Source organism: Shewanella sp. FJAT-52076 (assembly GCF_019457455.1).
Classification (GTDB): Bacteria; Pseudomonadota; Gammaproteobacteria; order Enterobacterales; family Shewanellaceae; genus Shewanella; species Shewanella zhangzhouensis.
Window position 1 is genome coordinate 1,092,560 of record NZ_CP080415.1, and the last position, 17,597, is coordinate 1,110,156.

Annotated in this window: 17 protein-coding genes and 4 tRNA genes; 18 read left to right on the forward strand and 3 right to left on the reverse strand. The window is 52.6% G+C overall.

Annotation, left to right across the window (positions count from 1 at the left end):
• Nucleotides 1-104: 104 nt before the first annotated feature.
• The 5 genes from nagK (at nucleotide 105) to K0H79_RS04800 (ending at nucleotide 6,012) form a co-directional block, all read left to right on the forward strand.
• Nucleotides 105-1,010, forward strand: a complete 906-nt coding sequence (nagK, locus tag K0H79_RS04780) for an N-acetylglucosamine kinase (protein WP_220077500.1) — start codon at nucleotides 105-107, stop codon at nucleotides 1,008-1,010.
• Between the two features lie 44 nt (nucleotides 1,011-1,054).
• Nucleotides 1,055-2,053, forward strand: coding sequence for a glucosamine-6-phosphate deaminase NagB-II (nagB-II, locus tag K0H79_RS04785; protein ID WP_220077501.1), 999 nt, complete (start codon nucleotides 1,055-1,057; stop codon nucleotides 2,051-2,053).
• Between the two features lie 19 nt (nucleotides 2,054-2,072).
• Entirely contained in the window at nucleotides 2,073-3,206 is a 1,134-nt protein-coding gene (gene nagA, locus K0H79_RS04790; RefSeq protein ID WP_220077502.1) for an N-acetylglucosamine-6-phosphate deacetylase, read from the forward strand.
• 109 nt (nucleotides 3,207-3,315) lie between these two features.
• Complete coding sequence (nagX, locus tag K0H79_RS04795; RefSeq protein WP_220077503.1) at nucleotides 3,316-4,452, forward strand: transmembrane glucosamine N-acetyltransferase NagX; 1,137 nt, start codon at nucleotides 3,316-3,318, stop codon at nucleotides 4,450-4,452.
• Between the two features lie 234 nt (nucleotides 4,453-4,686).
• Nucleotides 4,687-6,012, forward strand: a complete 1,326-nt coding sequence (locus K0H79_RS04800; RefSeq protein ID WP_408733369.1) for a sugar MFS transporter — start codon at nucleotides 4,687-4,689, stop codon at nucleotides 6,010-6,012.
• Nucleotides 6,013-6,198: 186 nt separating this feature from the next.
• Here the strand turns inward: K0H79_RS04800 and K0H79_RS04805 are convergent.
• Nucleotides 6,199-6,274, reverse strand: a tRNA-Thr gene (locus tag K0H79_RS04805).
• An 8-nt stretch (nucleotides 6,275-6,282) separates the two neighbouring features.
• A tRNA-Phe gene (locus K0H79_RS04810) sits at nucleotides 6,283-6,358 on the reverse strand.
• Between the two features lie 370 nt (nucleotides 6,359-6,728).
• On the opposite strand from K0H79_RS04810, the gene K0H79_RS04815 reads away from it, so the two are divergent.
• From K0H79_RS04815 to greA, 3 genes are all read left to right on the forward strand, one after another.
• Nucleotides 6,729-7,274: a cytochrome b gene (locus tag K0H79_RS04815; RefSeq protein ID WP_220077504.1), complete on the forward strand. Its 546-nt coding sequence runs from the start codon at nucleotides 6,729-6,731 to the stop codon at nucleotides 7,272-7,274.
• A 2-nt stretch (nucleotides 7,275-7,276) separates the two neighbouring features.
• A complete protein-coding gene (locus K0H79_RS04820) occupies nucleotides 7,277-7,849 on the forward strand; it encodes a YceI family protein (RefSeq protein ID WP_220077505.1) in 573 nt (190 codons plus the stop codon).
• Nucleotides 7,850-8,018: 169 nt separating this feature from the next.
• A complete protein-coding gene (gene greA, locus K0H79_RS04825) occupies nucleotides 8,019-8,495 on the forward strand; it encodes a transcription elongation factor GreA (protein ID WP_203326288.1) in 477 nt (158 codons plus the stop codon).
• Between the two features lie 83 nt (nucleotides 8,496-8,578).
• Here the strand turns inward: greA and yhbY are convergent, their stop codons facing one another.
• Nucleotides 8,579-8,878, reverse strand: a complete 300-nt coding sequence (gene yhbY, locus K0H79_RS04830) for a ribosome assembly RNA-binding protein YhbY (RefSeq protein WP_011759068.1) — start codon at nucleotides 8,876-8,878, stop codon at nucleotides 8,579-8,581.
• Nucleotides 8,879-8,967: 89 nt separating this feature from the next.
• Here yhbY and rlmE point away from each other — a divergent pair, with 89 nt between their 5' ends.
• From rlmE to nusA, 10 genes are all read left to right on the forward strand, one after another.
• Nucleotides 8,968-9,597, forward strand: coding sequence for a 23S rRNA (uridine(2552)-2'-O)-methyltransferase RlmE (gene rlmE, locus K0H79_RS04835; RefSeq protein WP_011759069.1), 630 nt, complete (start codon nucleotides 8,968-8,970; stop codon nucleotides 9,595-9,597).
• Nucleotides 9,598-9,642: 45 nt separating this feature from the next.
• Entirely contained in the window at nucleotides 9,643-11,595 is a 1,953-nt protein-coding gene (gene ftsH, locus K0H79_RS04840; RefSeq protein WP_220077506.1) for an ATP-dependent zinc metalloprotease FtsH, read from the forward strand.
• A 67-nt stretch (nucleotides 11,596-11,662) separates the two neighbouring features.
• Nucleotides 11,663-12,502, forward strand: coding sequence for a dihydropteroate synthase (gene folP, locus K0H79_RS04845; RefSeq protein WP_220077507.1), 840 nt, complete (start codon nucleotides 11,663-11,665; stop codon nucleotides 12,500-12,502).
• Nucleotides 12,503-12,564: 62 nt separating this feature from the next.
• The gene (gene glmM / locus K0H79_RS04850) at nucleotides 12,565-13,902 is read left to right on the forward strand and encodes a phosphoglucosamine mutase (protein WP_220067021.1); all 1,338 of its coding nucleotides are present in this window, start codon (nucleotides 12,565-12,567) and stop codon (nucleotides 13,900-13,902) included.
• A 169-nt stretch (nucleotides 13,903-14,071) separates the two neighbouring features.
• Complete coding sequence (gene tpiA, locus K0H79_RS04855) at nucleotides 14,072-14,854, forward strand: triose-phosphate isomerase (RefSeq protein WP_220067022.1); 783 nt, start codon at nucleotides 14,072-14,074, stop codon at nucleotides 14,852-14,854.
• 1 nt (nucleotide 14,855) lies between these two features.
• Complete coding sequence (gene secG, locus K0H79_RS04860; RefSeq protein WP_220077508.1) at nucleotides 14,856-15,182, forward strand: preprotein translocase subunit SecG; 327 nt, start codon at nucleotides 14,856-14,858, stop codon at nucleotides 15,180-15,182.
• 12 nt (nucleotides 15,183-15,194) lie between these two features.
• Nucleotides 15,195-15,281 (forward strand) — tRNA-Leu (locus tag K0H79_RS04865).
• 80 nt (nucleotides 15,282-15,361) lie between these two features.
• A tRNA-Met gene (locus K0H79_RS04870) sits at nucleotides 15,362-15,438 on the forward strand.
• A 170-nt stretch (nucleotides 15,439-15,608) separates the two neighbouring features.
• Nucleotides 15,609-16,064, forward strand: coding sequence for a ribosome maturation factor RimP (gene rimP / locus K0H79_RS04875; RefSeq protein ID WP_220077509.1), 456 nt, complete (start codon nucleotides 15,609-15,611; stop codon nucleotides 16,062-16,064).
• Between the two features lie 27 nt (nucleotides 16,065-16,091).
• Nucleotides 16,092-17,591, forward strand: coding sequence for a transcription termination factor NusA (gene nusA, locus K0H79_RS04880; protein ID WP_220077510.1), 1,500 nt, complete (start codon nucleotides 16,092-16,094; stop codon nucleotides 17,589-17,591).
• The last annotated feature ends 6 nt before the right edge of the window (nucleotides 17,592-17,597 follow it).

Sequence of the window (17,597 nt, forward strand, 5' to 3'; positions counted from 1 at the left end):
ATGACAACGCTGTCATTTTTACTGTAACATGAGATTAACTTAGAAAATGCATAGGTCGTGGGCAAGGGTTCCAGGCCAAATCCAAATGTGCAAAGAGGAAAGTCATGGCATTTGACCAGACCCTGGAAGGACAGTTGTACCTGGGTATAGATGGCGGTGGCAGTAAGTGCCGAGCAACCCTGTACAACCACAAACTCGACGTGCTGGGCACAGGTGTTGCCGGGCGCGCTAACCCTTTGTTTGGGCTGGAGCAAACTTTCCAATCCATACTGGCATCAACCGAATTGGCGCTTAGGGATGCGGGTTTGAGTTTGAATGACGCATCCTTGCTGGTGGCCGGTCTCGGCCTTGCGGGTGTCAATGTGCCGCGCCTGCTTGCCGATGTGCAGGCTTGGCAGCATCCCTTCAAGTCCATGTATGTGACCTCTGATCTACATACCGCATGCATAGGTGCCCATCAGGGCGGAGACGGCGCCGTGATCATTACGGGAACCGGCTCTTGTGGTTATGTCCATGTGGGTGATGACAGTCTGAGCCTGGGTGGCCATGGTTTTGCCCTTGGCGACAAAGGCAGTGGCGCCTGGCTTGGGCTCAGAGCCGCTGAACATGTGCTATTGCAGCTCGATGGTTTTGCCGAGCCAACTGCGTTGACCGAACGCCTCTTTGCCAATCTCGGTGTATCAGATGCCCTGGGTATTGTAGAGAACCTGGCCGGACGCTCGTCGAGCTGCTACGCCACCCTCGCCCGAGAGGTGCTGGCTGCCGCCGATGAGGGGGATAAGGTTGCCGAGGCCATACTGCGTGAGGGCGCGGCCTATATCAGTGAGATGGCGCGCAAGCTCTTTACCCTGACTCCTGCACGTTTTTCCATGATTGGCGGGCTGGCCGAGCCGCTGCAAAAATGGCTCGACGCAGACGTGGTTGCGCGTCTGGAGCCTTCCCTGGCGGCACCAGAAATGGGCGCAGTGCTATTCGCCATTCAGCAACATAACAAACAAACGGCTGCCTGAGGCGGTCAACGTTATTCATAATTGCGAGACTTAAGGTGACACAGATGACCAATACCATCATGGAGCAGGAAGCCCGTACGGCTCCGGCCAAAATCGCGGCCCAGCTGGCTGCCAACGCTCAGATCACAGCCGAGCTCGGCGCAAAGCTGAGAGAGCTAAACCCCCGCTTCGTGATGATTGTGGGTCGTGGCAGCTCAGATCACGCCGGTGTATTCGGTAAATATCTGTTTGAAATCGAAACAGGCGTGCCTACCTTTGCCGCCGCTCCTTCCGTTGCCAGCGTGTACGGGAAGTCGTTGAAACTCGAAGGCGCGCTGGTGATTGTGATTTCCCAGTCCGGTCGCAGCCCTGATATCCTTGCCCAGGCCCGTATGGCCAAAAACGCCGGAGCCTTCTGTGTGGCCTTGGTGAACGATGAATCTGCGCCTATCAAAGATATCGTGGATGTTGTGCTGCCGCTGCGTGCCGGTGAAGAAAAGGCCGTTGCTGCCACCAAGAGCTATCTTTGCACTCTGTCTGCTCTGATTCAACTGGCAGCTGCCTGGACCCAGAGTGAGTCGCTGGCCAAGGCCGTTGATACCATGCCGGCTGCGCTGGACGCCGCAGTAAACGCTGAGCCTCAGCTCACTGCCGAAGGCATTGGCGCCGTGCGTAACCTGGTGGTACTGGGCCGTGGTCTTGGCTATGCCGTCTCCAAAGAGATTGCATTGAAGCTTAAAGAAGTGTGCTCTATTCACGCAGAAGCCTTCTCCAGCGCCGAGTTCCTCCATGGTCCTGTGGCCCTGGTTGAGAAGAAGCTGACCATTGTGGATGTGTGCGTGGGCGATGAGTCTTATGCCAGCCACATTGAGCAGATTGAGAACGTCAGCAGCCGCGGTGCCGATTTGGTTCACCTGAACCAAACCTCCACCGACATCCACCCACGGGTGGCGCCACTTGCACTGCTGCAACGCTTCTACATTGATGTGGCCGCCGTAGCCGTTGCCCGTGGCATTGACCCGGATGCACCTGCAGGCCTGAAAAAGGTTACCCAGACCCTGTAATTTATTGCCCGGAGCGCGCATGAAAACGACCCTTATCGCCGAGCGCCTGTTTGATGGCGAGCAGTTTCACCACAATGTGCCTGTGACTGTGGAAGATGGCCAGGTGCTGGCCCTCGACACCGTAGCTGGCAGCGCCGAGGTTAAATTGCAGGGCACCCTGGTGCCTGGTTTTATCGATGTGCAGGTCAATGGTGGGGGCGGTGTGCTCTTTAATGACACCCCAACTGTGGCCGCTATTGAAGCCATTGGTGCCGCCCATGCCCGCTTTGGTACCACAGGTTATTTGCCGACGCTTATCACCGATGGGGTTGAGACCATGGCCCGCGCCGCCGATGCGGCAGCAGCGGCTATCGCCAAAGGCTCCACCGGTGTGCTTGGGGTGCACTTTGAGGGGCCGCACCTGTCGGTACCCAAAAAAGGTGTGCATCCCGAGTCGCACATTCGCCGCATCGGCGATCGCGAGCTGGAGATTTTTGCCCGTCAGGATCTGGGACTGAAGGTTGTAACCCTGGCTCCAGAGAATGTGTCACCCGAGGTGATCCGCGCTTTGGTGGAAGTCGGGGTTAAGGTCTGTTTGGGCCACTCCAATGCTGATTACGCCACCACTGTCGCGGCGCTTGAAGCCGGTGCCATCGGTTTTACCCACCTTTATAATGCCATGTCGGCGCTTACTTCCCGTGAGCCGGGCGTGGTTGGCGCCGCCATCGACAGCGATGATGCCTGGTGTGGTTTGATTGTTGATGGTCACCACGTGCATTCAGCGGCGGCCCGTATTGCCATCAAAGCCAAGCCCCGCGGTAAGGTGATGTTGGTGACAGATGCCATGCCGCCTGTGGGCATGGATGAGAACGCCAGCTTTGACCTGTTTGGTATCCAGGTGGTGCGTCAGGGCGACAAGCTCAATGCCATGACCGGAGAGCTGGCCGGCTGTGTGCTGGATATGGCCGGTGCGGTGCAAAATACTGTAGACATGTTGGGGTTGCCGCAGGCCGAAGCCATTCGCATGGCGTCACTCTATCCCGCCGCGTTCCTTGGCATCGACAACAGGGTGGGGACTCTGGCTGTCGGTAAGCAAGCCGATATGGTACTGCTCGATGATAACGGCCGTTGCCGTGGTACCTGGATTGGCGGCAAGCAGGTGTTTGGCCTGTGAGCCAACCACAACAAACACCGGCCCTGGTAGAGTCAGCTCCTCCGGGGCCTGTTTTTATCTGTAAAAAACTGAAACACTTAAAAACATAACAAAAATAAAGGATAGAACGATGCAAGCAACACAGACCAAGGCCGACAAGCCGAGGCTGATGTCACTGGATGCCCTGAGGGGCTTTGACATGTTCTGGATCTTGGGGGGCGAGAAGCTGTTTATTGCGCTTTTTGCCCTCACTGGATGGTCTTTCTGGCAGCTCGCCGATGCCCAGATGCACCACAGTCAGTGGCATGGTTTTACTTTTTACGATTTGATTTTCCCACTGTTTATTTTCCTCTCCGGCGTGGCATTGGGGTTGTCGCCCAAGCGGCTCGATAAACTGCCGCCTGACGAGCGCAATCCGATTTATCGCCATGCAGTAAAGCGCTTGTTTTTGCTGCTGGCCCTGGGCGTGCTCTATAACCACGGCTGGGGCACTGGCATTCCGGCACATCCAGACGAAGTACGTTATGCCAGTGTGCTGGGACGCATTGCATTTGCCTGGTTTTTTGCTGCACTTTTGGTGTGGCATACCAGCCTGCGTACTCAGATAGTGGCCGCCGTGGCTATTTTATTTGGATACGCTGCTATTCAGTTGTGGCTGCCAGTTCCCGGTGGTCAGGCTGGCTTGCTGACACCCGCCGGTTCCATCAATGCCTGGGTAGATACCCATTTTCTGCCGGGGATCACCTATCAAAATCGTCCGTACGATCCTGAAGGCATTCTCTCCACACTGCCAGCCATAGTGAATGCGCTGATAGGCGTGTTTGTGGGGCGCTTTATTGTGAAACCTCACGCCAAAGGCGACTGGGCCAAAGCGGGCATATTGGCCGGGGCAGGGGTGTTGGCACTGGTGCTTGGCTGGGGCCTCGATAGTGTGCTGCCGGTCAACAAAGATTTGTGGACCTCAAGCTTTGTACTGGTGACCACCGGCTGGAGCTTGCTATTCCTCGCCCTCTTTTATGTGCTGGTGGATTTGCTCGGTGCCAAACGACTGGCATTCCCCTTTGTGGTGATTGGAGTGAACTCCATCATTATTTATCTGGCGTCCAGCCTGATGAACTGGGATTACCTCAGTAAGAGTCTCTTTGGTGGGCTTATCAATGCGTTACCCATGCCAGCTCAGGCACTGGCGGCAGCCATCGGCTTTTTGGTGGTGCAGTGGGCATTGCTTTATTGGATGTACCGTAAAGGCATATTCATCCGGATTTAAGTCAGAACTGGTAGCCTGCGGCGCTCAGGGGCGCTTCAGGTGACCCTGTTAGAAGCTTTTTAATAAAATGACAGCGTTGTCTTTTTGGGCTTTGTGTTTTAACATCGGTGAAACATGAGGCGAAAAACCACACCAGCTTGGCACAATGGTGGGGTGATATAACAAGTGCCGTTGGATGGATGGGATTGGGCTTAACCTGATCTTGATAACAAACGATTACAAAGAAGCAGGCATATGAACATGACAGTTGCGAGCGAGGCTCAGGTGAGCCGCAGAAGCAGCGTACTGCCGATGACCATTATCGGCATACTCTTCTTCATCTTTGGATTTGTGACCTGGCTGAATGGTTCACTGATCCCTTTTCTGAAGGTTATCTGTGAGCTGAACGAGTTTCAGGCACTGTTTGTCACTTTTGCCTTCTACATAGCCTACACGGTAATGGCCTTGCCCATGTCGTCCATCTTGCGCCGTACCGGTTATCGCAACGGAATGGCCATTGGTTTGGCCATCATGGTTGTGGGTAGTCTGGCATTTATTCCTGCCGCTTACAGTGCCAACTTCCTGCTGTTTTTGGGCGCCCTGTTTATTTTGGGTACTGGCCTGACTATCCTGCAAACGGCATCCAACCCTTATGTGGTGCATATCGGTCCGAAAGAGAGTGCCGCTATGCGTATCTCCATCATGGGGATCATCAACAAGCTAGCCGGTGTAGTGGTACCCCTGCTGTTTACTGCACTGGTTCTCTCCGGGCTTGAAAACTTCGATGAAGCCCACCTGTCTGCCCTGAGCGAAGCCGAGCGCACGATACAGATAACCGAGCTATCGAGCCGCCTGGTGATGCCTTACATTTATATGGCTGTGGCGCTGCTTGCACTGATTGCGCTGGTGAAGTTCTCAGGTCTGCCGGAAATCGAGTTTGAAGAAACCGAATCCGCCGAAGGTGAGAAGGGCAGTATCACCCAGTTCCCCCAGGTTATTCTGGGCGCCATCGCGCTCTTTGCCTATGTGGGTATTGAGGTCATTGCCGGTGACACCATTGGTCTGTACGGTCAGTCCCTGGGCGTAGCCAACTTCGCATCGCTAACCTCTTACACCATGGTGTTTATGGTGATTGGTTATGCCATAGGTGTGCTCTGTATTCCTCGCTTTATCAGCCAGGAAAAGGCCTTGCTTGCCTCAGCGATTGCCGGTGGTCTGTGTGTACTCGGTGCCGTATTCGGCTCTACCGAAAGCACCGCCCTGGCCTCAGCCCTATGGGGATGGATGGGCGTACCTCTGGTGCCAAACTCAGTGGTATTTGTTGCCATGATGGGGATGGCCCACGCGCTGGTGTGGCCTGCGGTTTGGCCGTTGGCACTGGATGGGTTGGGCAAATTCACCGCCCAGGGCTCGGCGTTGCTGATCATGGGCATTTCCGGTGGCGCTATTCTGCCGCTGCTCTTTGGCAAGGTGGCCCACTTCAGCGGTGATACTCAGCTCGGTTACTGGGTTGGTTTGCCATGCTACCTCTTCATCCTCTTCTATGCGGTGAAAGGGCATAAGATGCGCAGCTGGAATTAATAGCTGAGTATCCAAATCTTGTCGGTTAAAAGGAGGCTAAAGCCTCCTTTTTTATGGGTGAGTTTTCCCCTGGAACTGAAAAGCGCCTGAGTCTAAGTATATGATTTTATAGGTATATGTGTAGTTGGGTGAATTGGGAGTTCCAAAACGAAAAAAGCCACTCAAAGAGTGGCTTTAAACTTTTTATGGTGCCGGCACCAAGAGTCGAACTCGGGACCTACTGATTACAAGTCAGTTGCTCTACCAACTGAGCTATGCCGGCCTGAAAGATGGTGCCCGAACCCGGAATCGAACCAGGGACACGCGGATTTTCAATCCGCTGCTCTACCAACTGAGCTATTCGGGCAACTAAGCTGAGTGTTAGTCGTCTACTTCAGACCGGGTTGTTGTGCCCGTCTCGTCTGGAGTGCGCGTATAATATAGCGGTCATTTTTTTCCTGCAAGCGCTTTTTCCTGAGTTGCGACGTGTCTGGCCAGATAATCACCAAAGCTAATGAAAAAGGCACATTATTGCCGAATTAACCAACAAAATGACGGCGTTGCTGCGCTACTCTCTTGCTGCTGTACGGCTATTTAACTCTTTGGTCCTCTGAAACGCTTGTCTGTTCCTTTCTTATTTCTAAAAAATCGAACCATATGGGCGATTTTTAGCGATTTTATTATTTCGGCCACCAATTAAGATGAAAAGCACTCTCGTTAGACGGTGTGTTGATGATATGTGGCGAAATCGCGCGTCAGGTTATGGCTGGTTTGCCATAGGTATTCATTGGGTGATGGCGGTGCTTATCCTGGGACTCTTCGCCTTGGGGTTGTGGATGGTAGAACTTAACTACTATAGCGAGTGGTACCGCGTCGCCCCATATTGGCACAAAGGCTTGGGCGGCGTGGTGTTTGCGTTACTGCTACTGAGGCTGGCGATACGCTTAGGGGATCAACAGCCGAGCGCGTTGGGCAAGGGCACCGAAGTGGTACTTGCCAAAATAGTGCATGTCGCGCTTTACCTGTTGCCACTGGGACTGGTGATAAGTGGCTACCTTATTTCGACAGCCGATGGCCGGGCCCTGGAGCTGTTTGAGCTGGTATCCATTCCATCGCTTGTGTCATTTCCCGGACAGGAAGACTTGGCCGGACAAATCCACAGTGTGATTGCATGGCTTTTAATCGCCCTGGTGAGTGCCCATGCGCTGGCTGCCATCAAACACCACGTTATTAATAGAAACGCCACTTTATTACGAATTCTAAGACCTCAAAAGGAAATCTGAACATGAAAAAGACTCTGCTTTCGACCCTGTTTGTTACGTCATTTATCGCTGTTCCAGCCTCGGCTGCAGACTATGTGATTGATACTCAGGGAGCACATGCTTCCATCAACTTTAAAGTAAATCATCTGGGCTACAGCTTTGTGGTTGGCCGCTTTAACGACTTTGGTGGCGAATTCAGCTTTGATGGCAAGTCACCTGAAGCTGCCAAAGTAAAGGTAACTGTGAACACCCAAAGCCTGGACTCTAATCATGCCGAGCGCGATAAGCACTTAAAGAGTGCCGACTTTATCAATGCGGGTAAGTATCCTGAGGCCGTGTTTGAGTCTACATCAGTGAAGGCGGGCAGCGATGGCACTTTGGTTATCGAAGGTAACTTTACCCTTAACGGCGTGACCAAGCCGTTAACCATAGATGCCGTTGCCATCGGTGAGGGCAGCGACCCCTGGGGTGGTTATCGCGCGGGCTTTACCGGCAGCACCAGCTTTGCCCTCAAGGATTACAACATCAACTATGACTTGGGACCAGCCTCTACCCATGTTACCCTGGATCTGGTTGTTGAAGGCATTCGTAAATAACGCGATATACACCTGTTAAGACGCCCCGAAAGGGGCGTTTTTCATGGGGAATTGTCGTGCATCGGCCACAGATTTCAGGGTACACTAGCGCCAATTTCACGCATCGTTTTCCTGTGCTGGTAGATTACCGGCATCAGGTTGCTTTTGTTTTAAGGAGACGAAAGACACTATGAATAAGGTGCCTATGACGGTGGTTGGAGCCGAGCAGCTCCGCAAAGAACTGGACATTTTGAAGTTTGACCGCCGCCCTAAAATCACTGAAGCCATTGCTGCGGCAAGAGAACTTGGCGACCTGAAGGAAAATGCCGAGTATCACGCTGCCCGTGAAGAGCAGGGGATCTGCGAAGCCCGTATTCGTGATATCGAAGGCAAGCTGTCCAATGCTCAAATCATTGATGTCACCAAGATGACCAACAATGGCCGCATTATCTTCGGTGCTACTGTCACTATCTTGAATCTGGATACCGATGCTGAAGTGACCTATCGCATCGTGGGTGACGATGAAGCCAACATCAAAGAAAACCTGATTTCAGTGAACTCCCCCATTGCCCGTGGTCTGGTGGGTAAAAACCTTGGTGACGAAGTTAACATCACCACCCCTGCCGGCGTGACCGCTTATGAAGTGGTGGAAGTGCAATACATCTGATTGCTTTCGGTGCCGACCAAACAAAAAAGCCGCTGTTAAGCGGCTTTTTTGTTGATGCTCTTCATCAAATAAAGAGCGAAAGATTATCGCGCCTTTGGCAGGGCAATCTTTTGTTCTTCGGACTGGCGATACAGCACCAGCACGTGACCGATAAGCTGCACCTTGGCGGCTTGGGTTTCACGTACAATGGCGTCAACGATGGCGTTTTTCATTTCACGATCGCTGCTGGCCACTTTCACCTTGATAAGTTCATGGTGACTCAGGGCTCCGTCGATTTCAGCCAGCACTCCCTCGGTAAGGCCATTGGCCCCGAGCAGCACCACCGGCTTTAAATCGTGCGCCAGTCCTTTGAGATGCTGTTTTTGTTTGGTGGTCAGATTCATTTGTACCAACTTTTGCTGAGTTACTGTTGAAAGTTGGGTATTCTACCCTTATATAGCCCTTGTGTAACTCTCATTGTCGCGGATTTTTAATGACAGCTAAAAAACGTTCGGCCAGCTCCACCCGTTGGATGCAGGAGCATTTTGATGATCACTATGTGAAATTGGCACAAAAACGGGGCTTACGCTCCCGCGCCGCCTTCAAGCTCGAAGAATTGCAGGAAAAGGATCATCTGATAAAGCCCGGCATGACGGTGGTGGATTTGGGAGCGGCACCGGGTGGCTGGTCTCAGGTTGCGGTCAAACTCGTGGGTGATAGGGGTAAAGTGATAGCCTGTGATATCCTGCCTATGGACCCCATAGTTGGCGTTGATTTTCTGCAGGGTGACTTCCGCGAAGACGCCGTGCTTAATGCACTGCTCGAGCGGGTTGGCGATGAGAAGGTAGATGTGGTGCTCTCTGATATGGCACCCAATATGAGTGGTTCTGATGGGGTCGATCAGCCCCGAGCCATGTATCTGGTGGAATTGGCACTGGATATGTGTCATCAGGTATTAGCGCCCAATGGCAGCTTTGCCGTCAAAGTCTTTCAGGGGGAGGGCTTTGACGAGTACATGAAAGCGGTCAGAGAGGCGTTTAAGGTCGTTAAGACCCGTAAACCGGACTCATCACGGGCGCGTTCCCGTGAGGTCTATCTGGTGGCGACCGGGTATAAGTTGTAGTACCCTAACGCTTAGCTTCGACAGACTTTAAAGAGGTCTATTAATTTGAGTGATATGGCAAAAAATCTTATTCTCTGGGTCGTCATCGCCGTTGTGCTGATGTCGGTATTCCAGGGTTACTCCCCCTCTTCTTCCTCATCGCAGAAGATGGAATACTCCACGTTCCTCGAAGAAAACAAAGCCGATCAGATCCTGGCGGTTGAGTTCAAGAGCGACCAACGCACCATTGAAGGGCAAAAGCGCAGTGGTGAAAAGTTCACGACTATCATGCCCATGTACGACCAGGACCTGATCAATGACCTGGTGCGTAAAGGTGTTGTCATCAAAGGGGAAGAAGCGCAGGAATCCAGTTTCCTGACTCAAATTTTCATCTCCTGGTTCCCCATGCTGTTGCTTATCGGCGTGTGGATTTTCTTCATGCGTCAGATGCAGGGCGGTGGCGGCAAGGGCGCTATGTCCTTTGGCAAGAGTAAAGCCAAGCTGATGAGTGAAGATCAGATTAAAACCACCTTCGCCGATGTGGCCGGCTGTGATGAAGCCAAAGAAGAAGTGAAGGAAATGGTGGACTATCTGCGCGACCCTACCAAGTTCCAGAAATTGGGTGGCCGCATTCCTACCGGTGTACTGATGGTTGGCCCTCCAGGTACGGGTAAGACACTGCTGGCAAAAGCCATTGCCGGTGAAGCCAAGGTACCTTTCTTTACCATTTCAGGTTCAGACTTCGTCGAAATGTTTGTGGGTGTGGGCGCGTCCCGTGTGCGCGACATGTTCGACCAAGCCAAAAAGTCAGCCCCTTGTATCATCTTTATCGACGAAATCGATGCAGTAGGTCGCCAGCGCGGCGCCGGTCTCGGTGGTGGTCATGATGAGCGTGAGCAAACCCTGAACCAGATGTTGGTTGAGATGGATGGTTTCGAAGGCAACGAAGGTATTATCGTGATTGCCGCTACCAACCGTCCTGACGTACTGGATGCGGCGCTGCTGCGTCCCGGCCGTTTCGACCGCCAGGTGGTAGTCGGTTTGCCAGACGTACGTGGTCGTGAGCAAATCCTTAAAGTGCATATGCGCAAAGTGCCTTTGGCTGAAGATGTAAAAGCCAGTGTTATCGCTCGTGGTACGCCCGGTTTCTCCGGTGCTGACTTGGCCAACCTGGTAAACGAAGCAGCCCTCTTTGCCGCCCGTGGCAACCGCCGCGTGGTGAGTATGGAAGAGTTTGAACGCGCCAAAGACAAGATCATGATGGGCGCCGAGCGCCGGTCCATGGTGATGTCGGAAGCCGAAAAGGAAATGACCGCATACCATGAAGCAGGTCACGCCATTGTGGGTTATCTGGTACCTGAGCACGACCCAGTGCACAAGGTTACCATCATACCCCGTGGCCGCGCGCTTGGTGTAACCTTCTTCCTGCCTGAGGCTGATGCCATCAGCCAGAGTCGTCGTAAGCTTGAGAGTAAAATCTCGGTTGCCTACGGTGGTCGCCTGGCCGAAGAGCTGATTTATGGTACCGAACAGGTATCCACCGGGGCGTCGCAGGACATCAAATATGCAACATCCATTGCCCGTAACATGGTGACTCAGTGGGGCTTCTCCGAAAAGCTCGGTCCCCTGCTTTATGCCGATGAAGAGGGTGAGGTATTCCTCGGTCGCTCCATGGCCAAGGCCAAGCATATGTCTGATGAGACAGCTGCGCTGATTGATGCTGAAGTGAAAGTCATCATTGACCGTAACTACGAGCGTGCCAATCAGTTGCTGGTTGAAAACATGGACATCCTGCATGCCATGAAAGACGCTCTGATGAAGTACGAAACCATTGACGCCCGTCAGATTGAAGATTTGATGGAGCGCCGGGAAGTCCGTCTGCCAGCTGACTGGCAGAAGGATGAACAAAATGGTGATAAAGGTGATAAGGGTAATAAAAGCGTGGAAGCTGCTGCACAAGACAATGAGTCAGCAGAGCCTACAGACCTGAACCCAGATGAACCTGTGACCAAACATTGATAGTGCTTAACGATTGATGTCACTGAGAAAACCCCGCACCCGGGGTTTTCTTGTTTAAGGAGTACCCGTGTTTACGCTGACTGCCAGAGAGAAAACTCTCGACCTTAGCTGCCCCGTGGTGATGGGAATTTTGAACGTGACTCCGGATTCGTTTTCTGACGGAGGCCAGTTCACCGCGTTTGAGCGTGCCTGTGAACATGCTGACCAGTTGGTAACAGAAGGTGCGGCCATTATTGATATAGGTGGCGAGTCTACCCGCCCCGGTGCTGCCGAGGTATCGCTGGATGAAGAGCTCAGCCGTGTGATCCCACTGGTAGAGTATGTCAGCAAGACCCACGACGTATGGATTTCGGTGGATACCAGTAAAGCCGGTGTGATGAGTGAAGCCGCCAAGGCCGGTGCCCACTTGATCAATGATGTGCGTGCACTGATGGAGCCGGGGGCGCTCGAAGCCGCGGCGGCTTCGGGATTAGCCGTATGCTTAATGCATATGCAGGGGCAGCCGCGCACCATGCAACAAAGCCCGGAATATGACAATTTAATAGAAGATGTTTGCACGTTTTTTGAACATCGCATCGCTGCTTGTGTTGACGCGGGGATCCCACAGGCGCAGATTATCCTTGATCCCGGATTTGGATTCGGTAAAACACTTTCGCACAACTATGAGCTGCTTGCCCGATTTGCAGAGTTTGAGCGATTTGATTTGCCGCTGCTGGCAGGCTTGTCCCGAAAGAGTATGCTTGGCAATTTGCTTGGCCGTGATGCAACTTCACGCCTTGCAGGCAGTCTAGCTGGTGCCTTATTGTCGGCGCAGCAGGGCGCAAACATAATCAGGGTGCATGATGTTGCAGAGACCATAGATGTCCTCAAGGTGCTTGAGGCCAACCGGGAATATAAAAACCTGTAATGTAATTGGAGCAGGGACCAACAAACGCTCATCATTGAGCGTGGATGTGAATGGGGTAGAGAGTGTCACAACGTAAATTTTTTGGAACCGATGGGATCCGCGGCAAAGTGGGCGCGGATCAGATGACGCCCGAATTGGCATTGAAACTCGGGTGGGCCGCAGGCAGGGTGCTGGCAAGAACTGGCACCAAAAAGGTCATCATCGGAAAAGATACCCGTATCTCGGGGTACATGTTCGAGTCGGCGTTGGAGGCTGGCTTTTCTTCCGCTGGGCTTAACGTGTTGTTAATGGGGCCCATGCCTACACCTGCAGTCGCTTATCTTACCCGTACTTTCCGGGCAGAAGCCGGTGTCGTTATCAGCGCTTCCCATAACCCATATTACGACAATGGTATTAAGTTCTTTTCCAATGATGGCAGTAAGCTGGATGATGAAATTGAGCTTGCCATTGAAGCCGAATTGGAAAAACCGCTGATCTGCGCCGAGTCCCAGTTTTTGGGCAAGGTATCCCGCATCGATGATGCACGTGGCCGTTATATCGAATATTGCAAAGGGAACTTCCCGGCAGACCAAACTTTGAGTGGCCTGAAAATTGTGGTGGATTGTGCCCATGGTGCAACTTACCACATAGCCCCGGCAGTATTTCGTGAGCTCGGTGCTGAGGTAGTAGCTATTGGCGTTGAGCCTAATGGCATGAACATCAACGATAAGTGCGGTGCGACCTCGATGGGGGCCATCCGTGAGAAGGTACTCGAAGTCAACGCCGACCTTGGGATTGCCCTGGATGGTGATGGTGACCGGATCATGATGGTAACCGGAGACGGTGACATCATAGATGGCGACCAAATTCTCTACATACTGGCACTGGATGCAAAAGAGCGCGGTCTGTTAAAGGGCGGTGTCGTGGGCACCCAAATGGCAAACCTGGGCCTTGAACTGGCACTTAAAGACGAGGATATTCCCTTCGCCCGCTCCAAGGTGGGCGACCGCTATGTGATGGAACTTCTCAAAGAGCTGGGTTGGCGCATCGGTGGAGAAAATTCCGGGCACATTCTCAACCTCGACCACGGGACTACCGGTGACGGTATTGTGGCCGGCATTCTGGTGCTTGCGGCAATGCGTCGCAGCGGAAAAGATCTGCAACAGCTGATTGCCAAGCTCAAGATGTTCCCACAGGTGCTTGTGAATGTGCGCTTTGAAGGCGATAAAAATCCGCTGGAAGCGGAAAGTGTTACTGCCAAGGTAGCTGAAGTGGAACGCGAGCTCGGTGAACGGGGCCGGGTGTTGCTTCGTAAATCCGGTACAGAGCCGCTGCTGAGGGTGATGGTTGAGGGTGAAGATAAAGAGACAGTGACGCGTCTCGCCAACGCCATTGCCGATGCAGTAAAAGCGGCCGCTTAAAAGAGTTAATGTATAAATTTTAGTGGCTTAGCGCGCATTTTAAGCAAAAATGGGCTCGCTGGAATAAAAAAGCAACAGTCGGGCCTGTTTTTGCCAAAAAGTCGAAAATAGGTGTTGTAACTTAAAACGCGGTTCGCTATTATTCGCTCCGCTTTCAGAGGAGATGGAGATGGCACTCAGACGTCCAATGGTAGCAGGCAACTGGAAGATGAATGGCAGCGCAGCGCTGGCACAGGAACTCTTCAAAAAGTTTGCCGTTAAGCTCCAAAATGATTCAGCGGAAGTTGTCTTGTGTCCGCCGACAATTTACCTCGAGAGCGTCAGGCAGTTGCTCGAAGCGAATAAGGAAGCCTTAAATGGTAGCCTCGTTCGAATGGGGGCTCAAAACTTGAGTCAACATGACTTCGGTGCGTATACCGGAGAGATTTCCGGGCAGATGCTGAAAGATTCCGGATGCCGATATGTAATTGTCGGGCATTCAGAGCGGCGAAGAATGTATGGTGAAACCAGCGACATAGTCGCAGAAAAGTTCGCCGCCGCCCAAAAGCACGGCTTGACGCCAATACTCTGTGTTGGTGAATCAGGCCCAGCTCGAGAAGCTAGAAGAACCTTCGAGGTGATAGCAGAAGAGCTGGACGTGGTAATCGAAAAGAACGGTACCATGGCTTTTGATAACGCCATTATCGCCTATGAGCCCCTTTGGGCAGTAGGGACAGGTAAAAGCGCTACACCAGAGCAAGCCCAGGAAGTTCATGCGTTTATTCGCAGAAGGCTCTCTGAAGTTTCCCCCTTCATCGGGGAGAATGTCAGGATTCTGTATGGCGGAAGTGTAACGCCAAGCAACGCGGCAGATTTATTCGCCCAACCTGATGTTGACGGTGGACTGATTGGCGGAGCCAGTTTAAACTCGTCCGAGTTTTTAACTCTGTGTTCCATAGCAATGAGCGCATAATATGTACGAAGTACTGATAGTTATCTACTTGTTGGTTGCATTGGGTCTGATTGGCCTGGTTCTCATCCAGCAAGGTAAAGGAGCCGACATGGGTGCGTCATTTGGCGCAGGCGCATCAGGCACCCTGTTTGGTTCGAGTGGTTCAGGCAACTTTTTGACCCGTTCCACTGCAATCCTGGCTGTGGCTTTCTTCACTCTGAGCCTGATCATTGGCAACCTGAGTGCGAACCACATCAAGCAGGAAGATAAATGGAACAACATCGGTTCTGAACCTGCCGCAGAGGAAGTTCAGCAAACCGAAAAGTCAGAAACCAAAATTCCTGACTAAAAAGCAAGATTAGCCGAGGTGGTGAAATTGGTAGACGCGCAGCCTTGAGGTGGCTGTGTCCTAACGGACGTGCGGGTTCAAGTCCCGCTCTCGGCACCAATTAAAATGATTGTAACCAAGTCAAACAGGTAGCAATCATTGCAAGTAAGTTGTTAAGTCAATATACTTGCAGCAGTTGACGCGGGGTGGAGCAGCATGGTAGCTCGTCGGGCTCATAACCCGAAGGTCGTCGGTTCAAATCCGGCCCCCGCAACCAGCTCCCAGTTTCGAGTTTATGGAAGAATTCGCTACTGTAAACAGGTTCTTATAAGCAATGGCCTCGTTATTACGGGGTTTTTTGTTATATGGACTTTCAGATCCACCGCAGTGTTTTGCGGTACAGTTACTGGGGCTTTATAGCCCTTTTTTGTTTTTTCGGGGGTCACTTTGGCGACATTGGAAACCAGACTGGCAGAAATGCTGACACCGGCTGTCGAAGCCGCTGGCTATGTGGTGTGGGGCATTGAATACGTGCAGGCAGGAAAGCATTCAATCCTGCGTGTTTATATCGACAGCGAGCAGGGTATTTCCGTTGACGACTGTGCTGAAGCCAGTCGCCAAATCAGTGCAATCCTCGATGTGGAAGACCCAATTTCCAACGAATACACTCTCGAAGTGTCTTCGCCTGGGCTGGACAGACCGCTGTTCAACGCAGCCCAATACGCCCGTTATGTGGGTGAGGATGTAAAAGTACAACTGACCATGCCTGTGGAAGGCAGTCGGAACTTGAAAGGTGTTATCGACAAGGTTGAAGGCCAGATGCTGACCATCATAGTCGATGGCAAGACATTGGTCGTTGCCCTGGACAATATCCGCAAAGGCAACATTATTGCGAAGTTTTGATGGTTTCAAGGTGAACGAGGCAAGACGATGAATAAAGAGATTCTGCTGGTCGCTGAGGCGGTTTCAAACGAGAAAGCCGTTCCGCGTGAAAAGATTTTCGAGGCGCTGGAGACAGCTCTGGCCACGGCAACCAAGAAAAAGTACGAAGGTGATATCGACGTTCGTGTGGCCATCGATCGCAAGACCGGTGACTATGAAACCTTCCGTCGCTGGATGGTGGTTGAGGACAACGGCGAAGCGCTGGAAAACCCTTACCGCGAGATCACGCTCGAAGCTGCCCGCTATGAAGAACCTGAAATTCAGGTGGGTGAGTTTATCGAGGACGAAATCGAGTCCGTGGTTTTCGACCGTATCACAACCCAAACTGCCAAGCAGGTTATCGTGCAAAAAGTGCGCGAGGCCGAGCGTGCTCAGGTAGTTGAACAGTTTTACGATAAAGAAGGCGAAATCATCACTGGTGTGGTGAAGAAGAGCAATCGTGACAGTGTCATCGTTGACCTTGGTAACAACGCCGATGGCGTGTTGTACAAAGAAGACCTGATTGCCCGCGAATCCTTCCGCCCAGGCGATCGCGTTCGCGCACTGCTCTACGCAGTACGTCCCGAGGCCCGTGGTGCTCAGTTGTACCTGACCCGCACCAAGCCTGAAATGCTGATCGAGCTCTTCCGCGTGGAAGTGCCTGAAATTGCGGACGAGATGATCCAGGTGATGGGTGCTGCCCGTGACCCAGGCAGCCGCGCCAAGATTGCTGTGAAGTCTAACGACCGTCGCATCGATCCAATCGGCGCCTGTGTGGGTATGCGTGGTGCCCGTGTTCAGGCCGTGTCCAACGAACTCGGTGGTGAGCGCGTGGATATTGTGCTGTGGGACGATAACCCAGCGCAATTTGTTATCAACGCCATGGCACCAGCCGATGTGGCTTCTATCATCGTGGATGAAGATAACCACTCCATGGATATCGCCGTGGAAGCTGATTCTCTGGCCCAGGCCATTGGCCGTAACGGTCAGAACGTGCGTTTGGCCACTCAACTGACCGGTTGGGAGCTGAACGTGATGACAGTGGCAGACATGAATGCCAAGCACCAGGCCGAAAGTGCCAAGGTGGTTGCGCTGTTTATGGCGTCACTGGATGTAGATGAAGATTTTGCTCAGGTGCTGGCCGATGAAGGCTTCACCTCACTGGAAGAAGTGGCTTATGTACCGGTTGCCGAACTCTTGGCAATCGATGGCTTTGACGAGGATATCGTTGAAGCGCTGCGTGAGCGCGCCAAAGCGGCCATTTCTACCCGTGCGTTGGCGTCTGAAGAAGCGCTGGACGGTGCAGAGCCGAGTGAAGAATTGCTGAATCTGGAAGGCATGGAGCGCCACCTCGCGTTTGTACTTGCAAGCCGTGGTGTAGTGACGCTGGAAGATTTGGCCGAACAAGGCATTGATGATTTGATCGAAATAGAAGAATTGACAGAAGAGAAAGCCGGTGCGCTGATCATGGCTGCCCGTAACATCTGTTGGTTTGGCGAAGAGTCTTAAGTCGAT